Consider the following 22,508-nt stretch of genomic DNA (forward strand, 5'->3'; position numbering starts at 1 on the left):
TGACATGTTATATGTCAGCTTCTCCTCATTACTTCAATTCATCCAGATCACTTTGCATCTCACTGAGCTGTGCTTGCTCTGCCCTTGTGGCATTTGCAATTGCAGAACTTAAAGCATTCTGAGCGCTAATGATCCGCTGATGCTGATCGACTGGTTCAACATTTTTCGTTTGTTCAACCAAACGTCTCGCTTCTTGAAACAGTCTATTGCCCATTTTATATTCCTCCAAGAGAAGATTCTTTCACATTCTTTAACTTTTCAGCTTCAGCTTCAGCATATGTCATGTGATACGGGATACGTTCAGCGTGCTTAGTAACAGAATCTACTCCTTGTTGTACAAAGCGCCTCGATTTCGTACGTTTACCCAATCGAATCCCCTCCAAATGAAGAATGTTGAAACAGCTGCCGCTGCTTCGTTTTATAGTATGTGCAATGTCTTCTTGTTTAAAAAGGGAATCATTTAACCGTTTTGAGAAAAAACGGCAGAAATAGACATGCGTAAGCGCCTTGCTCACCCCCGACAAGCACAAGACAAACCGCACGGAAAGTTGACCTTTCCTTTCTGGGGGGATTGGCTTGTGACCTCGAGGGGGTAGGCGCTGAAGCTAGGCAATTCCCTAACTTAAAGGACGCTTTCTATTTTATTAATTAATATACCTTTAAATTCAATAATTCATTTAAATAGACGCCAACACCATCTTCTTCATTGGTCAGTGTTGATTCATTTGCAGTTGTTTTTACTAAATCGATGGCATTTCCCATTGCTACCCCGAAGCCTGCATAATCAAGCATTTCTAGATCATTGTCTTCATCCCCAAAAGCAATGATTCTTTCAGAAGGAATTTGGAAATAATCTGCAGCTCTTTTAAGCCCTACTGCTTTATTCAAGCCAGTCTTTACAATCTCAATTACATGAAATGGGGCTGCCCAGCTGCGATGGTCAATAACCTCTGCATGGACAGCAGAAAGATGCTCACGGATTGTTTTCACATGCTCTTCATCCGTGTGAATGAGCATGCTTGTTGGTGATGCCTTTAAAAAATTGCGGATATCACCGGTTGTAATGTTTGGATTCCCCATGCTAAAAATATCAAGCAGCTTTTCATCATGATAATGAATGTATACATCATCAATGACCTCTGCAATAATATTGTGGAATTGGAATGAACTGCATGCTTCTACTATATCTTTCGCAACATTCACTTCAAGCGGTGAATGGTAGATGCCCCAGTTAGGATCCTTTGGATGGTGTATAAATGCACCATTGAAATTAACAATTGGCGTATCCAAATCCATTTCCCTATAGTACATTTCACTGGATCTGAATGGTCTGCCAGTTGCAATCATAACGATATGTCCTTGTTCACGAGCTTTTTGAATAACCTTTTTTGTCTTTAATGAAATGGTTTTATCATTTTTTAATAAGGTTCCATCTAAATCTAATGCAATTAAATGTTTTTCAGCCATAATATGAACACCTGCTTTGTACGAATTTTTCTATTCTAAGTGTAAAGGTTTGGGAAAAGAAAAGTCTACATGGTACACTTATGAATGATGGAAATTTTAATAGGAAAAATAACTTTTTCTATAAACACTATGTTAACAAATATATTTAAATTTTGTTACTAAATATACTTTTTCCACTTATTTTTACATAATATATAGATTCCCTTTACATTAGGAGGCCTAAATTTGATTAATATTGAAAATAAAATAATAAAGGACATCCCACTATTACACGTTGCAGATCAGGATAAATGGGACCATGAGCTTCCACTCATCCTATTTGTACATGGATTTACAAGTATATATGAAAAGAATCTCCATTATGCTTACATGCTTGCAAAAAAGGGATTTCGTGTTATCCTCCCCGAAGCCCTTTATCATGGAGAAAGAAATGAAGGCTTGTCTGGACACAATTTAAATTTTCGCTTTTGGGATATTGTTCTGCAAACGATTGAAGAACTTGATATTCTCAAAACATCGTTTGAGAAGGAGAAGCTGATTGACCCTTCACGAATTGGGCTTGCAGGTACTTCAATGGGTGGAATTGTCACGCTGGGGGCACTCACAAAATATCCATGGATAAAAGCAGCTGTAAGCTTAATGGGTATGCCCTATTATGAAAAATTTGCTCATTGGCAATTAGATGAAATGCAAAAATACGGTCTTCATATCCCGATTGAAGAGGATGAAATAAATCATTTAATGGGGAAGCTAAGAGAACTTGATTTAAGCATGCAAACAAAAAAATTACAAAATCGCCCTTTGCTGTTTTGGCATGGAAAAAAAGATACGGTTGTCCCTTTTCATTATACTTATCATTTTTATGAGACTATTCAGCCCCTTTATCATCAAGAATCAGAAAAACTAAAGTTTATCATTGATGAAAAGGCTGGACATAATGTCAGCAATGAAGGGGTGGCTCAAACAGTAAAATGGTTTGAGCAATTTGTATAAAAGCAACTTTTATTCATTATCGCTAATTTTTTTGTTATGATAACAGTAAATAGAGAAAAGAAGGAGATGTTAAGAATGGATCAGGAATTAAAGGATAGCATTATGAGTGCGCTAGAACTTGTTGTCGATCCTGAAATTGGCATTGATATTGTCAATCTCGGTTTAGTTTATGATGTTAAAATGGATGAAGAAGGGAAAACAACCATTGATATGACATTAACCTCAATGGGCTGCCCTCTTGCAGGTACAATTGTAGACAATGTGAAAAGTGCATTAGCTGATATTCCAGAAGTAAAGGAAACAGAAGTAAACATTGTTTGGAATCCCCCATGGTCAAAAGATAAAATGTCTAGATATGCAAAAATTGCCTTAGGTATTAGGTAAGAGGGAGCTCACTATGAATAATAAAGTAATTCTTGTTAGCTCAGATCAGCTTGGCAGAGGGGATAAAGAACTCGGTGAAAGCGTGCTTGAAACCTTTTTCACTTTGCTTAAACAAAGAGAAGAACTGCCTGCAGCCATTTTTTGCATGAACCGCGGCGTATTTACATTAACTGAAGCCTCATTTGTTTCTGTCCACCTTAAAGAGCTAGAAGAAAAAGGTGTCGAAGTGCTCGCATGCAAAACGTGTGTTGATTATTACGAAGTTGAGGAAAAACTTATCGCAGGGAAAATTAGCGGGATGCCTTATTTCCTTGATCTTGCTTCTAAATATGAAGTACTAACAATCTCTTAACGTACAAAAAACACACTTGAATTTTCAGTTATGAAATCAAGTGTGTTTTTCTTCCTTTATTATTCCTGTTGTGCTCTTTTTTTCTTTGATTTTCTCCAAGCCAATATAATAAATGTTAAGAACGCTCCATACACAACAATCGTTGCAATGACATACGGGATATTTAACCCAGATTTTTCAGCTAATATATACACCTCTGCTTCTTCACGATCCAAGAATATCGTGTAGCCTTTATCACTGCTTTTAACCTGATCATCAGAAAGGAGACCCCTTAACTCTTTATTATCCTCTAATAACTTGCTTGGGATCGTAATATCTTGCGACGCAGATGAGTTATTGATGGCAACGACTGCCGTTTCACCCTCATAGGTCCGTTTGTATACAGACAGTTCATTTTCCTCTGCTAAAAGTTCCAAAGAGCCCCTGGTCAGGCTAGGATATTTATTGCGCAGCTCCCCAAGCTTTGTAATATAATCAATTAGTTCTTTATCCGTGCGAAAATCCATTTGCCTATGGTTCGCTTCTCCTTCTCCGCCTTCTAAGGCAATTTCACTGCCATAATAAACAATAGGAATCCCTGGGGTTGTATAAAGATAAGTGAGAGCAAGCTTCCATCGCGGTCCTGGATGCTGGTTTTTCGTAACTGCATGATGAGTAAAGCGAATCATACCATCCGTATCCATTACACTTCCCATTAAGTAGGGATCTGGGTAAATAGACATTAATTTTTCTTTATTTGTAATAAGCTTACTTAATGAATTGTCAACCTGATCAAAAATAGGTCTTATATTTTCAGACAGCGGGTAATCAATTAGACCATCAATGCCCATTTCCTGAAATTGAGCAATGGTCGCAGGATCATCAGATTTAACTTCTCCAAGCAGATAGAAATCATCCTTGAACCCTTTTATTTCTTTAACAAATTCTTTCATAAAGCTTTCTGATGCAACATCTGCACGTTCTATATAATATCCATCAACTTTTGATTCTTCTATCCACCATTTTGCGGCATCTATTAAATAATTCTTTACTTCCTGGTTATCCTGATTCAAATAAAGAAGTCCATCCTCTTTTTGCTCACGGAACCACTCCTTCTTGTCAGCTTTTGTTAGCCAAGGGTGGTTTGGACCGACTTGATTCAATTCAAAATCGATGATAACCTTCATTTCTCTTTTATGTGCTTCTTTCACTAGCTGCTTAAATTCATCCATTGTACCGTAATGTTCTTCGGTCTTGTAAAAGTCTTGTATCCATTTCCCATGATAGCCGTTCTCTTCATTGTCAAAAATGGAGTTTATCCGAATAGAGGTAAAACCCATATCTTGAATATAATCCAGCTTGTTGATTATCCCCATAAAGTCTCCTCCATGAAAAGCTTTAGGGTCTTGAACATTCACTTCATAATCATTTTTATTATCGCCATTATTAAAGCGATCAACCATTAAATAATAGATTGCTTCATCTTGCCATTTACGATCTTCTTTTTCAGCTGCTCCTGCAGGGATGGCGTAAAAAAGAATGAACGGAATGAAGATGAGAGTCCACACTCTTTTTCTCATTTTTCGCTCCTTCAACTCCTTCAACATCAAAGCTTTCTCTACTTGCTTAGACCTATGATCACAACTATTTAAGAGTAGCCTTTTCTCACCATATCGTCAAACAAAGACTCATATTTGCACAAATGTTGAATCAAATGCCTACTCTCATTTTGTATCAGAAAATCTAAGAAAAGAATATCCTGCTATAGGGAGCTCTATTAATTATAGGTATTTATCTCGACTACATGTTATAAAAAGAATGGAAACTGTCTAAAAAGAATGATGAAGGATACAAATGGAGGTCTTTTATGAATAGACAGCAGCGTACAAAACTGATAGAGTATCAAACTCGAGCATTTACTGTGGGGACAATTGAATACATTAATGATCAGTGGGTGTTCTTTGATAAAGAAACAGAAGAGGCAGCATTATTAGATGAATTCCTCCACCAGGAAATTGAAGTATACCGGATGAAACGCTGGAAAAAGGGTGTTCTGTTTGAAGAAGGAAAGATTTCTTCACCTGATGAGGTATTGATTCTAAAAGATACGGATACAATTCGTATTCGTAAACTGCTTGTCTTCTCCTTAGAAAAATTACTAGAGGAAATAAACGATGATGCGTTCTTTCAATTTATCACAACTTTAAATTCCATGAAATTTTCTATTTACGATTGTATCTATTGCTACAATCAATTAAATTTTCTTTCCGCCTCAGAAAGAAAAAGCGGTGTAAACTTTATTGTTTTTGATAATCAAGAACAGATCTGCAATATCCAGCATCATTTTAGTTATTTCGAAAAAACGAACGATCGTTTTGAATTTACTTTAAACAGCGGGAAAAGAATGGTTATTGAAAAAATATCTTCTTAATTAGAAAAGCGCAGGCGCCTTGGTCACCCCCGACAAGCACAAGACGAGCCTCACGGAAAGGTGCTCTTTACCTTTCTGGGAGGATTGGCTTGTGACCTCGAGGGGGTAGGCGCCGGAGCTAGACAATTTTTCAGCAAAAAGGGTTCAGCTTAGCTGAACCCTTTTTGCTCATTTATTTTTTTAGTATCTCTGTATCTTGCAAGCCTTTTTCAAAATCTGATATCATCAATGGTTTATGGATGTAGAATCCTTGTGCATAGTGGCATTTTAATTCTTTCAGAAGATCGATTTGTTCTTTTGTTTCCACTCCTTCTGCCAGAACCTTCACTGCCAGTCCATGTCCCATTGTAATTATGGCTTTAACAATCGCAATATCAGACGTATTGACACGGAGATTATTAATGAACGATCGGTCAATTTTCAATGTATTAATCGGTAAATTTTTCAAGTAACTTAACGAAGAATACCCCGTTCCAAAATCATCAATAGATACCTTTACTCCAAGCTTTTGCAAGGATCTCATCGTATCAATGCTGTAATCGACATTCTTCAGCATTGTGCTTTCCGTTAGTTCTAAAGTTAAATAATGCGGCTCTAATTTTGATTCATTTAGTGCTCTTTTTACTTCCTTTAAAAAGCCCGGCTGCTGAAATTGAAAAGCAGAAACATTCACAGATACTGATATGCTGTCATATCCAAGCAGCTGCCATTTTTTATTTTGCTTGCAGGCTGTCCTTAGCACCCAGCTGCCAATCTCTTCTATTAAACCGGTTTCTTCAGCCAATGGAATGAAATCCGCTGGAGAAACTAGGCCTAATTTAGGATGGTTCCAGCGAATCAACGCTTCACTCCCAAATATGTCACCTGTCTTTAAATCAATTAACGGCTGATACATTAGATAGAATTCTTTTTTTTGTAAAGCCCTTCTTAAATAACTTTCTAATTCAAGCCTTGTAATCGCCTGTTCATTCATTTCATTTGAGAAAAATGTAATCCGATTGCCGCCTTGATTTTTAGACCGATTTGTAGCGATATCCGCATTTTTTAATAGGGAATGTTCATCCTGCCCATCCTCTGGAAATAGGCTTACCCCAATACTGGCAGTAACATAGAAATCTTGCCCTTTATGTTCCACAGGATTTGAAATTTCCTGAAGAATCATTTTAGAGTTTTTCATTACTTCCTCTACATCGATATCCTTTGATAAAACAACCGTAAATTTATCGCCGCCAAATCTGCCAATATAAGATCCGCCCGGAAGTGCTTTTTCAATTCGATAAGCTAGTTCCTTTAAAACCATATCTCCAGCAAAATGACCAAGGCTGTCATTGATTAATTTAAAACGGTCAATATCAATGGAAAGCACCGCAAGCATTCTCTTTTTCTTTTTTGCTCGAGAAAGCATATTCTCCAGCTGCTCTGTAAATTTTACTCGATTAGGGAGTCCTGTATCATGGTCATAGTAGGCTAGTTCTGTTATCTTATCTTCAATTTTTTTCTGTTCCGTTATATTTCTGCCAATCCCATATATTCCTACACACTCATCATTCACTATGATTGGAATATTTTTTATTTGAAATAAGTTGGTTTCTCCCGATTTAGACTGAATTGACACATTGTAATACTGTTCTTTTCCTTTCAATGCTTTAGAAAAATGCATCCTAACTCTAGGCAAATCTTCACTCTTAATAAGTTTCATCGCAGATTTGCCGATAATATCAGCTCGACTGTATCCAAATGTTTTCTCAAATGCAGGATTTACACTTTTAATTTGGCCATTTAAATCCGTTGAAAAAACCAGATCTGTATTCGTATTAAAAAGAGATTCATAGTACTGCTCGGAAACCTTTAAACTTTCATTTAGAAGATAGAAATCATTATGTGATGCCTGCATTAAATGAGTAAGTGCCGTAACATTTTTCAAATATGCTGGGGTCGTGTATTTAAATGTAAGTTTACGATTTACTTGTTTTTGCTCACTATTCTCCGATAAAGCTAAATAGGTTAGTGCATGCCCCAATAATTGTGGAGCTTTTGATTTTCCTCCAGCTAATTCACCATACGCGAAAAAACCATTGGTCGATGTAATGCTTTGAAGCATGCTTAATTCCTTTTCTGTAAAGTCAGGGGCAAATCGCTTTCTCGCCATGCAATCATATACAAATATCGTCTCCACTTGTTTCTTTGCAAGCTGTTTCATATTTTGCAGCGAGCTTTCAACAATTCCCTCTATATCAGGGTAGGCAAAGGTGATTTCTGCCCCTTCAGGTATTTCCCGATTCACTCGAATGGCTCCATTTTTTAAAATATCCAATATAAATAATGGAACCTTTTCTCCTTTGTCTTTCATAATAAACGGAAATTCATTCCCTGAATCAGGAAGATCATTAACGAAACCTTTTCCTAAATATTGCTTTAAAACTTGAATTGGTTTTTTATGATCAATTGAGTAAATATTTGTTCCATTTGCCTTCGAAATAGTAAAAGACTTCCCTATCTCCTGCCATTTATAATTACTGTAGGCTTTGGCAACAAGCTGATCACTTTGAAGGGCAACCGCTGCTACACCTTGAACGGTTAATTCTTCCCCTGTAAAAGCATAGGACTCCTGCGATCTTCCAATATTGCCAGCCAATCCGCCTGCTACAACTAATTCTGGGTTTCCTTCATAAAGGCCATTCAACAATGATTGAGCATCTATATTTGCTCCTGCTGGGAAAATAAGCATCACTTTCGTATCAAAATCCAATAATTGCTGGGCGAGCCCCTTTCCCATTTCATAACTATTTTCATAATCATCTTGATGAAGCAAAACGGATTTAAGTTCCGTTTTTTCAAATATGGTAAAAGAAATAACTGCTTTATTTTCAATCATTTTACCCTCAATAATTTCTCCAGCACCTGTACAGCCGATTACTGTTGCAAATGGAAGAATGCTTCTGATTTCTGTTTGCAGCTGCAGAAGAATAGACCGATCTATTTTACTTGAAAAGACCTGGACAAGAAGATTTGGATACTCACAGAGCTCATGATTTTGTATAAAATGATTTAACTGATCATGAGTTTCATATAAACAAGTTATTGTTTTAGCCATTAGAAGAACCACCATAATTAAAATTTAATTTTTTCACAATTCTCTTATGTTAAAAATAACATAAATATAGAGTTTTTGGGATGGCAAAAAAACAAAAAAGCTGTCTTTTCGACAGCTTTTTCAAAAAACCTTAACATGTTCGTAATCTTTTTAAAAAGTTAACGGAAGCTTAATGAAGCCTAAATATAAAACAAGAACGAGAGAAATAATAAATAATAGCCAATATACTCCTGTATTTTTACCTTTTACTAACCCAACAATAATCATCTCGATCGTAGCAATAACGATAATGCCTACTAAAGATTTTATTACGTACATCATATCAATATTAATGCTGCTTAATATCCAAATGCCTGTACCAATTGTTAATAAATAGAAGAGTCTCAGAATCATTTGTACGACTTTCAAGCCTCTTTCCTTACCGCTTTTATGTAATCCAAGCGCAACGAAGAATAATATGAGGGTTAAAGCCCAGGTCGTTATGTGTGCATGTATCATCTTAAAGTCCTCCTTATCTAAAATCGTTTACATCATACCATATTAGCAAGTAAAAAGCATAAAATTAAGATTCTAAAGTTGCCTTATTAATTTTCGATTTTACTAAATAAAGTTCCAATCTGCTCCACTGTTATTTCTATCCTATCTCCTGGCTGCAGGAAACGTGGTGGTTTGAAGCCCTTGCCTACTCCTGCTGGGGTTCCAGTTGCAATGATATCTCCAGGCTCAAGCGTCATGCCTTGTGAAAGAACGGAGATAATCTCTTCTATTGGAAAGATAAAGTTTTCGGTATTTGATTTTTGCCTTGTTTCTCCGTTTACTTTTGTTTCTATATCTAGCTTATTCGGATCATTTATACTTGAAGAGTGGACAATCCATGGACCCATCGGGCAGGTAGTATCCAAGCTTTTCCCTATAAAGAATTGCTTGTGACGGGATTGTAAGTCTCTAGCAGTAATGTCGTTAATAATCGTGTAGCCAAAGACATATTCAAGCGCTTCATCTTTACTAATTCCCCGCCCCTTTTTGCCGATAATAATAGCCAGTTCTCCCTCATAATCTAACTGTTCAGTGATTCGCTGATGATTTAAAACCGTTTCATCATGCCCGATCACTGTTGTAGGTGCCTTTGTAAAAACCATAATATGCTCAGGGATATCATCCTTACTGCCCATTTCAATCGCATGCTCGGCATAATTTTTGCCTACACAAAATATATTCTTAGATGGCTTAGGGATTGGTGCCAATAGTTTAACAGAATCTAACGGAATGAATAGTTCATCTGTTTCTCCATTCTCTGCCCAGAGCAGTAAGCTAGTAATCTGTTGAATAAACGAATCTCCTAGGGAAATGCATTCCTGCAATGTAGAGGGAATGTCATTTCTTCCTTCTTTCTTTTCCGAGGCTTTACCTAGTGGCAGAATTCTACTTGTTTCCCCATCAACTAGCCCAACAAATACCTCTCCATTTAATTCTGCTGTCACAAACTTCATTTGAACACCTCATTTTTCTGATAATTGATTCAATTTTATTTTATCATGAATCATTTAGTTTCCCGCTTCCATTTCGGCCAATTGAAATAGGTGAAACTTCTCCATATCCATTCCACCGGACCATAATAAAAGCGGCTGATCCATAAGCGGCTTCCTGCGATTTGAAGGATATATATCAGCACAACCATTACTGTACCAGTCACGACAGAAACTTTCCCATACAAGCCAAGCCCGTAATTATAGAAGATCAAGGTTGATGCAATAGACTGAAACAGATAGTTGCTAATTGATAGTTTTCCTACGTAAGATAAAGGAGAAAGTATCTTAAGGACAACTGTTTTCTCAATCGCTAATGCAATTGTCAACCCATAGCCTATTGCAAGCAGCGGTCCACCGAAGCTATCCTGCATATACTCCGTTGCAAAATTCTTACCTAAAATGTAAGGGATGAGCTTGAAAAGGATCCCGATTACCAATGACAAACTAGCAAGCCATGTTAGAAATCTCTTATGTACTTTAGGCTTTTCCAGCCACTTCAATTTGGCAGCACCTCCGCCGATTAGAAATAATGGAAAAATAGAAATAAACATAATAGGTGCGTTTGCAAGATTATTCGTTTCATACCAGTCTCCGATTCTCTGGATCGTAATTTCAGCAAAGCTGCCATTCTGATAAACTTGCATGGCTGTTTCTGCCTGTTCTGAGTCGTAAATTGTCAAGTCCTCTGCAGGAACAACTAATGAGCTAACAAGCAATAAAAGAGAGACAAACAAATTTGGGATTATATATAACAAGAGCCCCGTTATCATTAAATTACGCCCTGTCATGCGTATAAATAGGAGAAATAGAAACCCCATAATTGCATATGTGATTAAAATATCTCCATGCCAAATAATAAACGCATGTAAAAATCCCATTATAAGCAAGAACGATAGTCTTCTTATCCCAATCAGACTGAATGAAAGCCCCCTTACCTTCGACCTTTCCCACATAATAACTAATCCGTAGCCGAACAATAGTGAAAAGAGCGTATAAAAGCTTGCCTGTACAAAAATATCAATAAACGTATATATTGCCTTGTCTGCAGTATTACTCCACCATTCATATGGATCAAAATTAGGGAACGGGGAGTGAAATGTTAGCATATTAACAAGAAAAATCCCTAAAATTGCAAAACCCCTCATAATATCTAGCGAAATAATTCTTTCTTGTTCAGTTATTGAACGTAATGGTTGATTCATCGAATCCTCCTTTTCTAAATATTGCCATTTAATTCATCATAGGTGATTGATCCTTATTTTGTCTAGCTTTTCAAAACATCACTAAACTTTTATTGGGCTATATTATCACATTCTTTTATTAGGCACATAGGATAAAGAAAAGCGATGTCTAGTTTTTAGAGGAATATTTTTTTGAACAGGTAATTATTTTATTTTGAAGGGTGTCATGTATGCCAGCTATCGTTGGGGTCGCACAGGTTATCTCTGTAGGGAGCAGTTCAATTTTCAACATCGGGGATGTTTACAAAATGATGCCAATTTCCAATGCAAAAACTTTTTCAGGTGCTGGTTCTTTCAATACAGGCGATGGGATGAATGTATATAATCATTTAAGCTCAACGAACACGTACGATTCAGATAATATTGATCAAGGAATTTGGTTAAATGCTTAATGTAAAAGGTGATGTTTATGAATTATTATATTCAGCAATCCATTCATATTAACTTAATTAGAATCGAAGGAATTTCTAACTCCTCCGTATTGCAGATTGGCAGTGCAGGTATCATCAAACCTTCCTCTTATCTCTATAACACAGGGGGTTTTACCGAACCTGCGCCTGAAGCTGAGCCTCCAATTCCAGGAGATTTAGCTGCTACACCTGCTGTACCATTACTAGCCCCATCCAATGCCTGACTGTCTATTCCATGTGCCTGGCAATGCTTGTGGATAGTTCATAATTTTTTGCTACACGGGGAGGACATAATTTCTTGATTTGATCTAAATAAATTTAAGAAATGAAAAAATGGGGTGGTGCATTTGAGTCAGGAATTTTATTCTTATCTACAAGGATTGCATTCTTTTGTTGAGACACAGGAAAGAAGAATCCAACATTTAGAAAAAATAATTCATGATCTGCAGAAAGAAATAAAATCCCTTAAAGAAAGACCTCCTATAAACATTGAAAGAATTGATTACAAATTTGATCAGCTCAAGGTTGAAACATTAGAGGGAACACTAAATATCGGTTTTAATCCAAGCGATCTGGATAATATCGATGAGTTCGCTGTTGATAATCAGAAAATGAATGCACCAGACTCCCCAAAAAACTTCATGAAAAAAGCAATGGAAATTGAAGATGAAATGTATCGTTATTTAGAAAGCGATTTACCAAATGTTATTGGTGAGGTACAAAGGAGCTTAAATGTTCCAGAAGATGAATCCTATCTTTTATTTATAAAGGAAGATATTAAAAAACAGCTGCCAAAGAGAATTGATTACTATCTTAAACAGTATGATGACTCCTCCAAACAAAATCACGGAAAGGAGCGAAACTTGAATGAAACAGTAATCAATCAGCTTAAGGTAGAAATTCGCAACGGTGTTCAAGCCTTTATTAGCCATTTGCCTGATCATGTGAAAGGAATGAAGAAGGAATGAACTTTCAAGTATATAATAGAGACCTATGTGTAGGAAGTATTCGAATAGTTGGCGTAGCTAGTTCATCTCTGTTAATGGTCGGAGATACGCAAACCATTCAGCTTGCCTCTGTTTTTGATACGCCTCCAGAATCATTAATCATCGGACCTTTTGTTCCTTTGACACCGAAGTGATTCTAATGCTGCAGCGAACTTCAGTCGTAAATTATTTAAAGGTAGATACCGTATCCTTCTCATCCATATTGGAAATTGGAGATTCAACCTTTACACAGGGATTTTCCAGAGCCATTGCTGTACAGAGAGAGGCAGAAGCTTTTTTTGGAAATGAGGCTGATTTTACATCTTATTCAGCCTTTCAGATCCCAATCCCATTCTCACCGATTACCGAAAATATCTCGATGCATTCACAACAGCTAAAACCAATTATTAAAGTACAGAATATTGATGTCATTGGTGTATCTTCTTCCTCTATTTTACAAATCGGCAGCTCTAAGCATATTTCAATGGAAGCGAGAGTTGATCATATTCGTCATCTTCTATCCGACCACTCCGAAGAAAAATAGAATGGCAAAACTAAGGAAAAAAGGATGGGATGTCATGCCAGCCATTACCGGACCGGTACAAATTATTAATGTCGATGGGGGCATTGTCCAATTCGGAGATGCCGTTTTTATTTCCCCGAAAAGCAGTTCAAAATCTATTTCAGGCTCAGGTGCTGGAAATACTGGAGGTTTTGTCATTACTAATAACGGGCTCAGTGCGAGCAACGTACTTGATACGAATCTAGTTGACCAGCCTATGGTAGGAAATAACTAAGTGTATATAAAAGACCGGCTGGAAGAAGCTCCATGCCGGTCTTTCTATCAATTACATCGATATTACATGCGCGCCATCAAAGAAAAACAAATACTTCTCATTCACTTTTCTTTTTAAAATTTGTTCTAGCGCTCTTCCATACATATCGATCTGAACCCGATATCGCTCCTCTAGAACAGGTCTTGCCTCAGTAATACCGCCTTTAAAACGATCTGTTATTCCATCTGTTTTATAATCAAGCATTACGATGCCTTGCTCATCCTGAAAAACACAGTCAATAATTCCTTGGATTAGTACAGGTTCATTTGGTCCCTTCCAATCAGGATAAATTTCACCTGCTGGTAAAGCTAGGCTAAAAGGGATTTCACGATTAATGATATTTGCCTGAGTCAGCCGACGCCCAAGAGCTGTTTCAAAAAACATCATAATTTGCTCAGCGTCAATTCCTTCCCGCTGTTCTTCTGTAAGAAGCTCCTTTATGATCATCTCATCCATTTTTCGGCAGATAGACTCTTCTGTGACCGACTCACGAAAATCGATATGCTGCATAACCATATGCATAGCTGTTCCACGTTCAGCAGGAGTTAAAGATTTTTCCTGCATGAACCTTGGCCGATTAAAAAGGGGCTTTTGAAGTTTACGGACCACTTCTGTCCCGCTCTCTTCAGCGGAAAATATTTCCTTTTGCCTTTTAACTTCAGATACAGATTGTTTGGAACGGTAGTGGGATGCAGTTATTTCTGGGTATTTCCATGATAGCTGTTCCTCCACCGCATCTTTCCATTCCGATTGAACAGGGACAGATTCTCCTGCGTAAACCTTTTCAAGCAAGTCTTCCTTTTCATTGAGATCCTCTTCTTTTATCATTGCCGCTTCTTCCCCAGTCAAAATGGTTATCGCCCAGCTTGATGGATGATGGGTAATATCTGCTGCATCATGTGAGCCTGCCGGTAAAGGATTAAGCCTTAATTGCGGACAATCTTTATGCCTAACAAGGGACGGACCAATCCAATCCATATAGCTATTTGCCGCAGCCCGCTCATATTCGTTTAAAAGCCAGGTCTGATGTTCAGCTATATTCGCCCATTGTTTGATTTTTTTTGCGGCACTCTTAACGGATGAAATGAGATATAATTTTTCTTTTGCTCTTGTTAAAGCAACATATAAAACACGCATTTCTTCCGCCAGCATCTCCATTTTCTTTTTTCTCTTGAAGGCCAGCTGCGGAAGTGAAGGAAAGGAAATTCTTTTTTTTGCGTTTACATACTTTACTGCCAATCCATAATCTTTATCAAGCATATAGGCTTTTTTCAGATCCATTGTATTAAAATTGCGGGCGAGTCCAGCAATGAAAACGAATGGAAACTCTAATCCTTTGCTGCTATGAATCGTCATTAAACGGACAACATCCTCTTGTTCGCCAAGCGCACGGGCAGCACCGAGATCGTCTCCTCGATCGCGCATCCGTTCAATAAATCTTAAGAAACGAAACAATCCTCTAAATGAGGTTGCCTCATACTGCCTAGCCCTGTCATAAAGAGCTCGCAAGTTAGCTTGTCTTTGCTTTCCGCCAGGCATTCCGCCGACAAAGTCATAAAAATGTGTTTCCCTGAACAGCTGCCAAATGAGCTCGGAAAGGGAGCCTTGCCTTGCAATCACACGCCAATCCTTTAATTGATCAAAGAATGGTCGAATCTTTTCAACCATCCCTTCCATTTCAAGTGAAGATTTGTTCATGCAGAAGGAAGACAATGCTTCATAAAATGAGCCCATCTTATTATGAATCCTTATTTGCGCTAATTCTGCCTCTGTTAGCCCAACAATTGGGGACCGGAGAACGGCGGCAAGCGGAATATCCTGATATGGATTATCAATAATCTTCAACAGTGACATCATGATCGACACTTCTGTTGCTTCAAAATACCCTGTTGAAAGATTGGCATAAACCGGTATCCCCTGCTGCTTGAATTCCTCCATAATTTGCGGGGCCCATGTCATCGAACGAAGCAAAATAACGATATCCCTATACATGGCGGGACGTCCTGACTTTGTTTTCGGATTGTAGACTTCCTTTCGCTCCGCAATGATTTCTTTTATTTTCGAAGCCATAAATCTTGCTTCCAGCTGTGACTGAGCAAGATCTGCTGCATCAAAACCGTCCTGGTCAGCTGCTTCCTCCCTATCATCCTCCTCTCTCCCCTCTAAATCAATAATAGCCAGTTCAATCGGATAGGATTCTGCTTCAGGATATGGCGCACCTTTTACTAGTTCTGCAGCTTCATCATAGTCAATTTCTCCAACCGCTGTACCCATAATTTGCTTAAAAATATAATTTGTTCCGTAAAGCACTTCTTTTCGGCTTCGAAAATTTTTTGCCAGATCTATTCTTAAACCAGTTTCTTCACCAGTTGAAGTAAATCGAGTATATTTTCCTAAAAATAAATTCGGTTCTGCCAGGCGGAAACGATAAATTGACTGCTTAACGTCCCCGACCATAAAAAGATTGCCTTCATGCTCTAAATCTTTTGTGACTAATTGAAGAATGGCCTCTTGAACCATATTTGTATCCTGATATTCATCAACAAATACTTCTTTAAATTGCTTTCTGCAAGCAAGTGCAGCATCTGAAGGTACTACTTTCCCTTCTTCATTTTTTATAGAAAGAATCTCTAAACAGTAATGCTCCAGGTCTGCAAAGTCAACTAGCCCTTTTTCCGCTTTCACTTTTGCGAAACGGATAGAAAAAGCATTAACTAAATGGACAAGTCCCCCAATATATTTCTCCATCTCCGCCATATCACGAATAAAACTTTCAGGTTTCCGCAAGAAAAGTTCATCCTTCATATCCTGGATGATTTTTTTCGCTTGATCCCTAAGCTTTTTCGCCTGATCGATCAGTTCCTGCTCATATTCATCGCCCTTGCAATTTTTTAGGCGGCCAAATGAAGCCGCTTGAATGGCTGCATAAAGAGTGGCCCAAGAGTCTTTTTTCGCATCAATTAACGTTTGGACAATATGAAGATCATCGATAAAATTCTCTGCTCTTGGAGCAGGACCCCCTGGAAGCTTTGTCATTGCTAGCCCTTGTTCTAATAACTGCTTTGCACCATGCAGCTGTAATTCAATATCATGCAATAAATCTTTCACAAATGGCAGTTCTTCTATTTCAGTTGTTTCATCCACATCGTACATTTGAACAATCGAATCCAAATACTGCTCAGGTGATGGATTTGCCCTGGAAAAATCGTATAATTCGCGGACAATGTCTTGCAGTGCCAAATCACTTCTATCATTTGTAAATGTATCAACAAGTTCATAGAAATCATCATTGCCTTCTCTTCCATATTCTTCTTCAAAAAGCTCCTCAAGTACTTCATCCCTTAAAAGCTGTGCCTCTGTTTCATCTGCAATTCGAAATCCCGGATCCATGTCGATTAAATAATAATATTTTCGAATCATTTCTAAGCAGAAGGAATGCAGAGTGGAGATGGAAGCCTTGTTTAATAGACTTAATTGTTTTCGCAAATGTACTGATTTTGGATTATGATCAATTGCTTTCTCTAGCGCTTCACCAATTCTGTGCCTCATTTCAGCTGCAGATGCATTTGTAAAGGTTACAACAAGGAGCTCATCCACATTGATCGGCTCCTCTTCAGAAAGAATTTTTTGAATAATTCTTTCGACCAATACGGCCGTTTTTCCCGATCCGGCTGCTGCAGCAACTAAGGTGTCCTGTCCTTTTGCCCAAATTGCCTTCCATTGATCATCTGTCCATGTGGCATCTGCCGGTTTAGGCGGAATAACCATTTTCGTCATTGCTCCTCCACCTCCTTTTTAATGATGTCAATTAATTCATCCTTTTGATGTGGAACTAAAAGGCGATATTCATTTGATTCTAGCGATTCATCAAATTGGCAAACCGATTTATAGGAACAAAATGTACAAGGCGTTTTCTCCTTCATTTTGTAAGGCGAGATATCCACTTGTCCGCTTGTAATACGGTTACCTGTTTCCATGTACTTACTGCGGACAAACTTCCGCAAATAATCAAATTCTTGTTTGCTTGCTATCTTTGAACGTTTAGAAAGCGATCCATCCTTGTTAAAGCCAGCAGAGATAATCGGTGATTCCCCTTTTTCAAGTGTCTGGTCCATCAATTTGATTACCTTCTCATCGCCAAGCAGCAGCCCATTCATTTTAAACTTTTTAAAAATTTCCTGTTCAATATCCTCAAGTGTTAGCATTTTTGAAGTGCTGATCATCGGATTGTGAACATGAAAATACAAGACACCAGCTGGGTCCGCCTCTACACCGACCAGTTCTGTAGAATGAGCAATAATAATATCCAAATACGTAAGCATTTGAAGAGCAATTCCGTAGTAAACTTCATTTATATTTAAATCCTTTGAACTGGATTTATAATCAATGACTCTTAAGAATATACCATGATCATCCTGTGCCTTATCGACACGGTCAATTCTTCCCACAAGCTCCATCTTCGTCCCATTTTTTAGCGGGAAGGCAAGCGATGGGAGGTCTCCCTTTGGACCAAATCCAAGCTCCAGCCCTATAGGAGAAAATCCGCTGGATCTGGCATGCTCGCTTAGAATAAATGAGGCTCTGCTAATAATTTGCTCAAGCTTTCTTTTAATATAAAAATGGCGGTTTGAACTTAGCAAAATTTCATTCTGCAATTTTGGCGCCAGCATTTCGACTGCTTCTTTTGCTAGAATTTCACATTGCTCCCTAGTCATATCCGTCCATGATTGATTATCATTTATTACCGTTTCAGCGATATATTTTAGTGCTGCATGGAATAAATCACCAATATCAGGCGCTTCTAGGCGGAAAACTTGACGCTCTCTTAACTTAAGCCCATGCTGAGCATAATGTGAGAATGGACAGCTAGAAAAAAGCTCCATTCTTGAAACGCTAGCCTGTATATGATCACCATATAAATCCTTGCTGGTTTTTTCATCCAGATGGCTTGTCCGATTCTCATAATTAAGGCTGGAAAGCACTTTGAGAGCTGGGCTCCGTAAGCTTTCATTTTTCAAATAATAATTATAAATATCCCACCAAAAATCAAAGATTGGATAATTACGTTTTTTCAGCTGCAATTGAGACGTTAAATAAGATAGAGCCGTATTTTTATTTGAAGCATACTCCAGCTGTTCTAATTCCGGAAGTTCAGCTGGATCTGCCATATAAAAATGATGAATTGCAGTTGGAAAAATATCGTTCATTCGCTTAATATAAGAAGACGGAATTAATGCTTTACCTTCTTCATTAGCAAGCGGATAGCTAATATAAAGAGATTCTGACGGTGTCACAAATGCTTTATAGGCAAGAAATTCCTCATCCAGCAGCTTTGTTCTGCTTCCGTAAGCAATCTTCATACCGATTGACAGAAGCTGTTCCCGATCCTCATCAGCAAATACGCCTTCCTCCGAAAACTTTGCAGGAAGAACACCCTCATTCAAACCAATAACAAATGCAGTTTTTATATTTGAAAGACGCGATCTTTCTAAATCAGCAACCATCACTTGGTCTAGTGCAGGAGGAACTAAAGAGAAACGCATGGATTCCATCCCAGCATCAAGTATTTCGGCAAATCTCTTCGTCGAAACGGTTTCCTCTCCTATCATTTCTACGTATTGGTCAAGAAGCTCCATAACCGCATTCCATGCCTGTCCATGTTCTCTAGCTTTAATGAGGTTCCCGCGCTCTTCCTCATATACTTGCCATGCTTCTAATTTGGCCGGAACGTCTAATTCCTCCAGAAGCAGGTAGATCGCCTCACAATATTGCCTGCCGGTTTCTGCCTTCTTCAAGCGACGTGAGAGTCTTATTAAGGGCGAAGTAATCATTTCCCGAAAATCATTTAGCTCCTGCTCGGTTTCCTTTTCGCTATCTGTCTGCGCGATTCCATCAAATTCTAGTCCTCTAATCCTGCGGTAAATCCATCTATTTTTCTTTGTCCATCGATCCCCTTGGATGCCATAAGCGAGGACGTAATTTTCAAGGCGATCCATTTGTTCCCTTAATACACTTGCTTCTAATTTAACTGGAAATATTAACTCTGTCTTTACCGCTCTGAAAATCGGTTCATACCGCCAATTCCCATTAATAATCTCCATACTAGATCGAATAAATTCTACAAGCGGATGATTCAGCATCGTCCTCTTTTGGTCTATGAAAAAAGGAATCTCATAATCGGTAAAAATCGTTTCAATCATGTCATTATAATCTTGGACATTCCTTGTAAGAATGGCTATGTCCCTATATCGATAGCCTTTCGTACGAACCAATTGATTAATATGCCTTGCTGCACCTTCTATTTCTGCTCTTCTGTTCACTGCCTGTCCAATATGAATGGCTGCTTCTCCCTTATAGCTAACTGCTGGGCGTATATCAAAATTCGCTTCAAGATGTGCCAATGAGGAGCCGGTCCATCTCTTCGGTTCTTTCAGAAAAACTTCTTTTATTTCCAGGCCATTTCGGACCGCCATATCATATATTGTCTGACAGTTTTCGCCTGACATTCGAAATAAATGGAGTTCATCTGGTGGAGTATGTGTAAATGGCTGATCAAGAGTAAGGGATATCGTTACCTTTTTACAAAGCTTCATTAACTGCTCTATGATCATATATTCCTGCGGAGTGAAGCTATGGAATCCATCTATATACACGACTGCCTTTTTCAAATACTCTGAGTCAGCTGCTTTCTCTATGAATAGACGGAAATAATCCTCTGAATCTACGTATTTGCCATAAAGAGAATCTTCGAATGACTGATAGATTAATTCAAGATCGTGTAATTTATCTTGAAGTGCCTTATTCGTTTTCCCCCCAGTGGATAATTGCTCCTTTCTCTGGGCAAGCTCATCAGGCTGAATACAATAGCGTTTAAACTCAGTCATCATTTGTTCCATTTGCTGAACAAATCCGTTCTTATCAGCTGCTCGCTGGTATAGCTTAAGCTCATCTTTTTTCTCTTCAATTATTTTTCGAATGAGCATACTGATTCCGACACTATTTAAATGATATCGATTCATGCCGCCCGTGTCTTGCAGAATTCTCCAAGCCAAGCGGGTAAAGGAGTATACTTGGCTCCTAATCATCCCGCCTAAATTTTTCGTTGTAATTAATTGATATTCTGATTGAAATGTCATTTGTTCCGGAACTAAGTAAATAATTGGATCGCCCTCAGGTGCAGTTCTCAATTCCTCACGAATTTCATTCAAGCAGAATTCTGTTTTTCCGCTGCCTGAGCGTCCAATTAATATGCGAACGGACATAGTTTTACCTCTCTTCCTTTCCCACAATACGGACTATCATTTATTTACTATTTTATCATAGAAGGAAAGTCTTTTTTTGTTTGGTCTCTTATTAAATGAATGGTAAAAGATCCTGCAATTGTAACAAACATGAGCATCTACTCACTGCTAAATTTGTAAATGTCGGTCTGCTTAATTTCAACTGCACGGGTATTACTTCGTACATAAAGGCTTGTTCAATCAATCAGACCGACTATTTATTTTTTTAATAGAAAAAGGACTCGATTGAGCCCTTAGTTTTTTTTAGAAAGAAATATCCATTTCATCAATTGGCCAGTATCTTAAATTAACCTTCCCAACTACTTGATCCATTGAGATAAAGCCAAAATGGCGGCTATCCCAGCTTTCAAGCCGGTTATCACCGAGAACAAAAAGTTCTCCTTCAGGCACTGTCTCCACACCTCTCAGCTCGAGCAATGTAAAATCACCCGTTAGCCTGCTTCCAAACGCTTCATCCCGCTGCTTTTCAAGGTAAGGTTCAGCTATCTTTTCCCCATTGATGTAAAGTTCATCATTTTGGTACTCGATCTTATCACCAGGAAGCCCAATAATTCTTTTCACAAAGTCCTCTTCCTTATTGTGATGAAAAACGATCACATCAAAGCGATTCAATTCTCCAATTTGATAGCTGATTTTATTAACAATAAGTTTATTTCCGTTTTCAAGTGTGGGCTCCATCGATTTCCCTTCCACAACATAGTTGGAAATAAAAAATGTACGAATAAAAACAAATATAATTAATCCTATCCCAAAAGCTTTGATCCATTCAATGCCTTCTTTTTTTACTGTCTCTCTCAATTTTGCATTCACCAGCCTTTTTATTTCTCATAATTCCTTCGTTGTTTTGTACTTATATTCATTTTTATTTCAATCCTTTTTCCAACATACCAAAGAATGAATATGATCACTCCTACGATAGCCGTCCGAACTGGCTGTGTAATCAATGATTTAATATCATAACCCACAAAACTCATCGTAAAAATCATCACTATTTTTCCAGTTAATACAGCTAGCATATACTGCGCAATACTTATTTTTGATAAGCCAGCCACAATATTAACTACGGCAGAAGGGGTGAAAGGAAAGCATAAGAGGATAAATAATGGACCGAATCCATGTCTCTCTACCCATGCCATGAGCTTTTGCACCTTTGGACTCTTTTTTAAAAACCGCAGCATCCTTTTCTGCCCATATTTTCGGACAAGCAAAAAGACTAGAAGGGCACCGACCGTTGAACCTATCCACGATAATAAAAATCCGAACCATAATCCAAACGCATTTGCATTTGCCATGACAAAGATAAAGAGTGGCAGAAAAGGCAAAAATGCTTCAAGCATTGGAAGCAAGATCCCTGGCAGCGGACCAAAGGAACGATATTTTTCTATCAATTCCATAATTTTCTCAAGCGTAAATAAATCTTTAAATAATTCGTAATCCATGTAGAATCTCCTTGATTAGAGCTAGACAATATTTAAAGTTATCTTTCTAATTTCTAGGCTTACCTC

The 22,508-nt window shown here is 37.9% G+C and carries 22 protein-coding genes; 10 read left to right on the plus strand and 12 right to left on the minus strand.

Translation table 11 applies throughout. From position 1 onward, the window contains the following. Positions 1-28: 28 nt before the first annotated feature. From C1726_RS03290 to C1726_RS03295, 3 genes are all read right to left on the minus strand, one after another. A complete protein-coding gene (locus tag C1726_RS03290) occupies positions 29-214 on the minus strand; it encodes a DUF3813 domain-containing protein (protein WP_102271858.1) in 186 nt (61 codons plus the stop codon). 1 nt (position 215) lies between these two features. Next, a complete protein-coding gene (locus C1726_RS26060; protein ID WP_180968085.1) occupies positions 216-368 on the minus strand; it encodes a hypothetical protein in 153 nt (50 codons plus the stop codon). A 280-nt stretch (positions 369-648) separates the two neighbouring features. Next, positions 649-1,467 carry a Cof-type HAD-IIB family hydrolase gene (locus tag C1726_RS03295; protein WP_102271859.1) on the minus strand — a complete coding sequence of 273 codons (819 nt, stop codon included), beginning with the start codon at positions 1,465-1,467 and terminating at the stop codon, positions 649-651. A gap of 225 nt (positions 1,468-1,692) precedes the next feature. On the opposite strand from C1726_RS03295, the gene C1726_RS03300 reads away from it, so the two are divergent. The 3 genes from C1726_RS03300 (at position 1,693) to C1726_RS03310 (ending at position 3,196) form a co-directional block, all read left to right on the plus strand. Continuing rightward, positions 1,693-2,460, plus strand: coding sequence for an alpha/beta fold hydrolase (locus tag C1726_RS03300; protein WP_102271860.1), 768 nt, complete (start codon positions 1,693-1,695; stop codon positions 2,458-2,460). A 75-nt stretch (positions 2,461-2,535) separates the two neighbouring features. Next, positions 2,536-2,844, plus strand: a complete 309-nt coding sequence (locus tag C1726_RS03305; RefSeq protein WP_102271861.1) for a metal-sulfur cluster assembly factor — start codon at positions 2,536-2,538, stop codon at positions 2,842-2,844. A gap of 13 nt (positions 2,845-2,857) precedes the next feature. Then, the gene (locus C1726_RS03310) at positions 2,858-3,196 is read left to right on the plus strand and encodes a DsrE family protein (protein ID WP_102271862.1); all 339 of its coding nucleotides are present in this window, start codon (positions 2,858-2,860) and stop codon (positions 3,194-3,196) included. A gap of 59 nt (positions 3,197-3,255) precedes the next feature. On the opposite strand, the gene C1726_RS03315 is transcribed toward C1726_RS03310, so the two are convergent. Continuing rightward, entirely contained in the window at positions 3,256-4,755 is a 1,500-nt protein-coding gene (locus tag C1726_RS03315) for an alpha-amylase family glycosyl hydrolase (protein ID WP_102272345.1), read from the minus strand. Between the two features lie 287 nt (positions 4,756-5,042). Here C1726_RS03315 and C1726_RS03320 point away from each other — a divergent pair, with 287 nt between their 5' ends. Beyond that, positions 5,043-5,606 (plus strand): DUF2777 domain-containing protein, encoded by a 564-nt coding sequence (locus C1726_RS03320; protein ID WP_102271863.1) that lies wholly within the window; start codon positions 5,043-5,045, stop codon positions 5,604-5,606. A gap of 172 nt (positions 5,607-5,778) precedes the next feature. On the opposite strand, the gene C1726_RS03325 is transcribed toward C1726_RS03320, so the two are convergent. The 4 genes from C1726_RS03325 to C1726_RS03340 form a co-directional block, all read right to left on the minus strand. Beyond that, on the minus strand, positions 5,779-8,700 hold the full coding sequence (locus tag C1726_RS03325) for a bifunctional diguanylate cyclase/phosphodiesterase (RefSeq protein WP_102271864.1): 2,922 nt from the start codon (positions 8,698-8,700) through the stop codon (positions 5,779-5,781). 150 nt (positions 8,701-8,850) lie between these two features. Next, positions 8,851-9,198, minus strand: coding sequence for a YisL family protein (locus C1726_RS03330; protein WP_102271865.1), 348 nt, complete (start codon positions 9,196-9,198; stop codon positions 8,851-8,853). Between the two features lie 86 nt (positions 9,199-9,284). Then, complete coding sequence (locus C1726_RS03335; RefSeq protein ID WP_102271866.1) at positions 9,285-10,190, minus strand: fumarylacetoacetate hydrolase family protein; 906 nt, start codon at positions 10,188-10,190, stop codon at positions 9,285-9,287. A 50-nt stretch (positions 10,191-10,240) separates the two neighbouring features. Beyond that, complete coding sequence (locus C1726_RS03340; RefSeq protein ID WP_102271867.1) at positions 10,241-11,431, minus strand: DUF418 domain-containing protein; 1,191 nt, start codon at positions 11,429-11,431, stop codon at positions 10,241-10,243. 209 nt (positions 11,432-11,640) lie between these two features. Between C1726_RS03340 and C1726_RS03345 the strand changes: the two genes are divergently transcribed. The 6 genes from C1726_RS03345 to C1726_RS03370 all read left to right on the plus strand — a co-directional run bounded on the left by C1726_RS03345 (position 11,641) and on the right by C1726_RS03370 (position 13,663). Next, complete coding sequence (locus C1726_RS03345; RefSeq protein ID WP_102271868.1) at positions 11,641-11,862, plus strand: spore germination protein; 222 nt, start codon at positions 11,641-11,643, stop codon at positions 11,860-11,862. A gap of 17 nt (positions 11,863-11,879) precedes the next feature. Continuing rightward, a complete protein-coding gene (locus C1726_RS03350; RefSeq protein WP_102271869.1) occupies positions 11,880-12,104 on the plus strand; it encodes a spore germination protein GerPB in 225 nt (74 codons plus the stop codon). A 117-nt stretch (positions 12,105-12,221) separates the two neighbouring features. Continuing rightward, positions 12,222-12,848: a spore germination protein GerPC gene (gerPC, locus tag C1726_RS03355; protein ID WP_235822716.1), complete on the plus strand. Its 627-nt coding sequence runs from the start codon at positions 12,222-12,224 to the stop codon at positions 12,846-12,848. Continuing rightward, positions 12,845-13,021, plus strand: a complete 177-nt coding sequence (locus C1726_RS03360; protein WP_102271871.1) for a spore gernimation protein GerPD — start codon at positions 12,845-12,847, stop codon at positions 13,019-13,021. Before gerPC ends, C1726_RS03360 begins: the two co-directional genes overlap by 4 nt. Before the next feature lie 5 nt (positions 13,022-13,026). Beyond that, positions 13,027-13,410 (plus strand): spore germination protein GerPE, encoded by a 384-nt coding sequence (locus C1726_RS03365; RefSeq protein ID WP_102271872.1) that lies wholly within the window; start codon positions 13,027-13,029, stop codon positions 13,408-13,410. A gap of 34 nt (positions 13,411-13,444) precedes the next feature. After that, the gene (locus C1726_RS03370) at positions 13,445-13,663 is read left to right on the plus strand and encodes a spore germination protein (RefSeq protein ID WP_102272346.1); all 219 of its coding nucleotides are present in this window, start codon (positions 13,445-13,447) and stop codon (positions 13,661-13,663) included. Positions 13,664-13,714: 51 nt separating this feature from the next. On the opposite strand, the gene addA is transcribed toward C1726_RS03370, so the two are convergent. The 4 genes from addA to C1726_RS03390 form a co-directional block, all read right to left on the minus strand. Beyond that, a complete protein-coding gene (gene addA, locus C1726_RS03375) occupies positions 13,715-17,479 on the minus strand; it encodes a helicase-exonuclease AddAB subunit AddA (RefSeq protein WP_102271873.1) in 3,765 nt (1,254 codons plus the stop codon). Beyond that, the gene (addB, locus tag C1726_RS03380) at positions 17,476-20,964 is read right to left on the minus strand and encodes a helicase-exonuclease AddAB subunit AddB (RefSeq protein WP_102271874.1); all 3,489 of its coding nucleotides are present in this window, start codon (positions 20,962-20,964) and stop codon (positions 17,476-17,478) included. The genes addA and addB overlap by 4 nt, the downstream gene beginning before the upstream one ends. Before the next feature lie 282 nt (positions 20,965-21,246). After that, positions 21,247-21,801, minus strand: a complete 555-nt coding sequence (lepB, locus tag C1726_RS03385; protein ID WP_102271875.1) for a signal peptidase I — start codon at positions 21,799-21,801, stop codon at positions 21,247-21,249. A gap of 20 nt (positions 21,802-21,821) precedes the next feature. Further along, the gene (locus C1726_RS03390) at positions 21,822-22,442 is read right to left on the minus strand and encodes a TVP38/TMEM64 family protein (protein WP_102271876.1); all 621 of its coding nucleotides are present in this window, start codon (positions 22,440-22,442) and stop codon (positions 21,822-21,824) included. Positions 22,443-22,508: the final 66 nt, after the last annotated feature.

Source organism: Cytobacillus massiliigabonensis, assembly GCF_900199725.1.
GTDB lineage: Bacteria > Bacillota > Bacilli > Bacillales > Cytobacillaceae > Cytobacillus > Cytobacillus massiliigabonensis.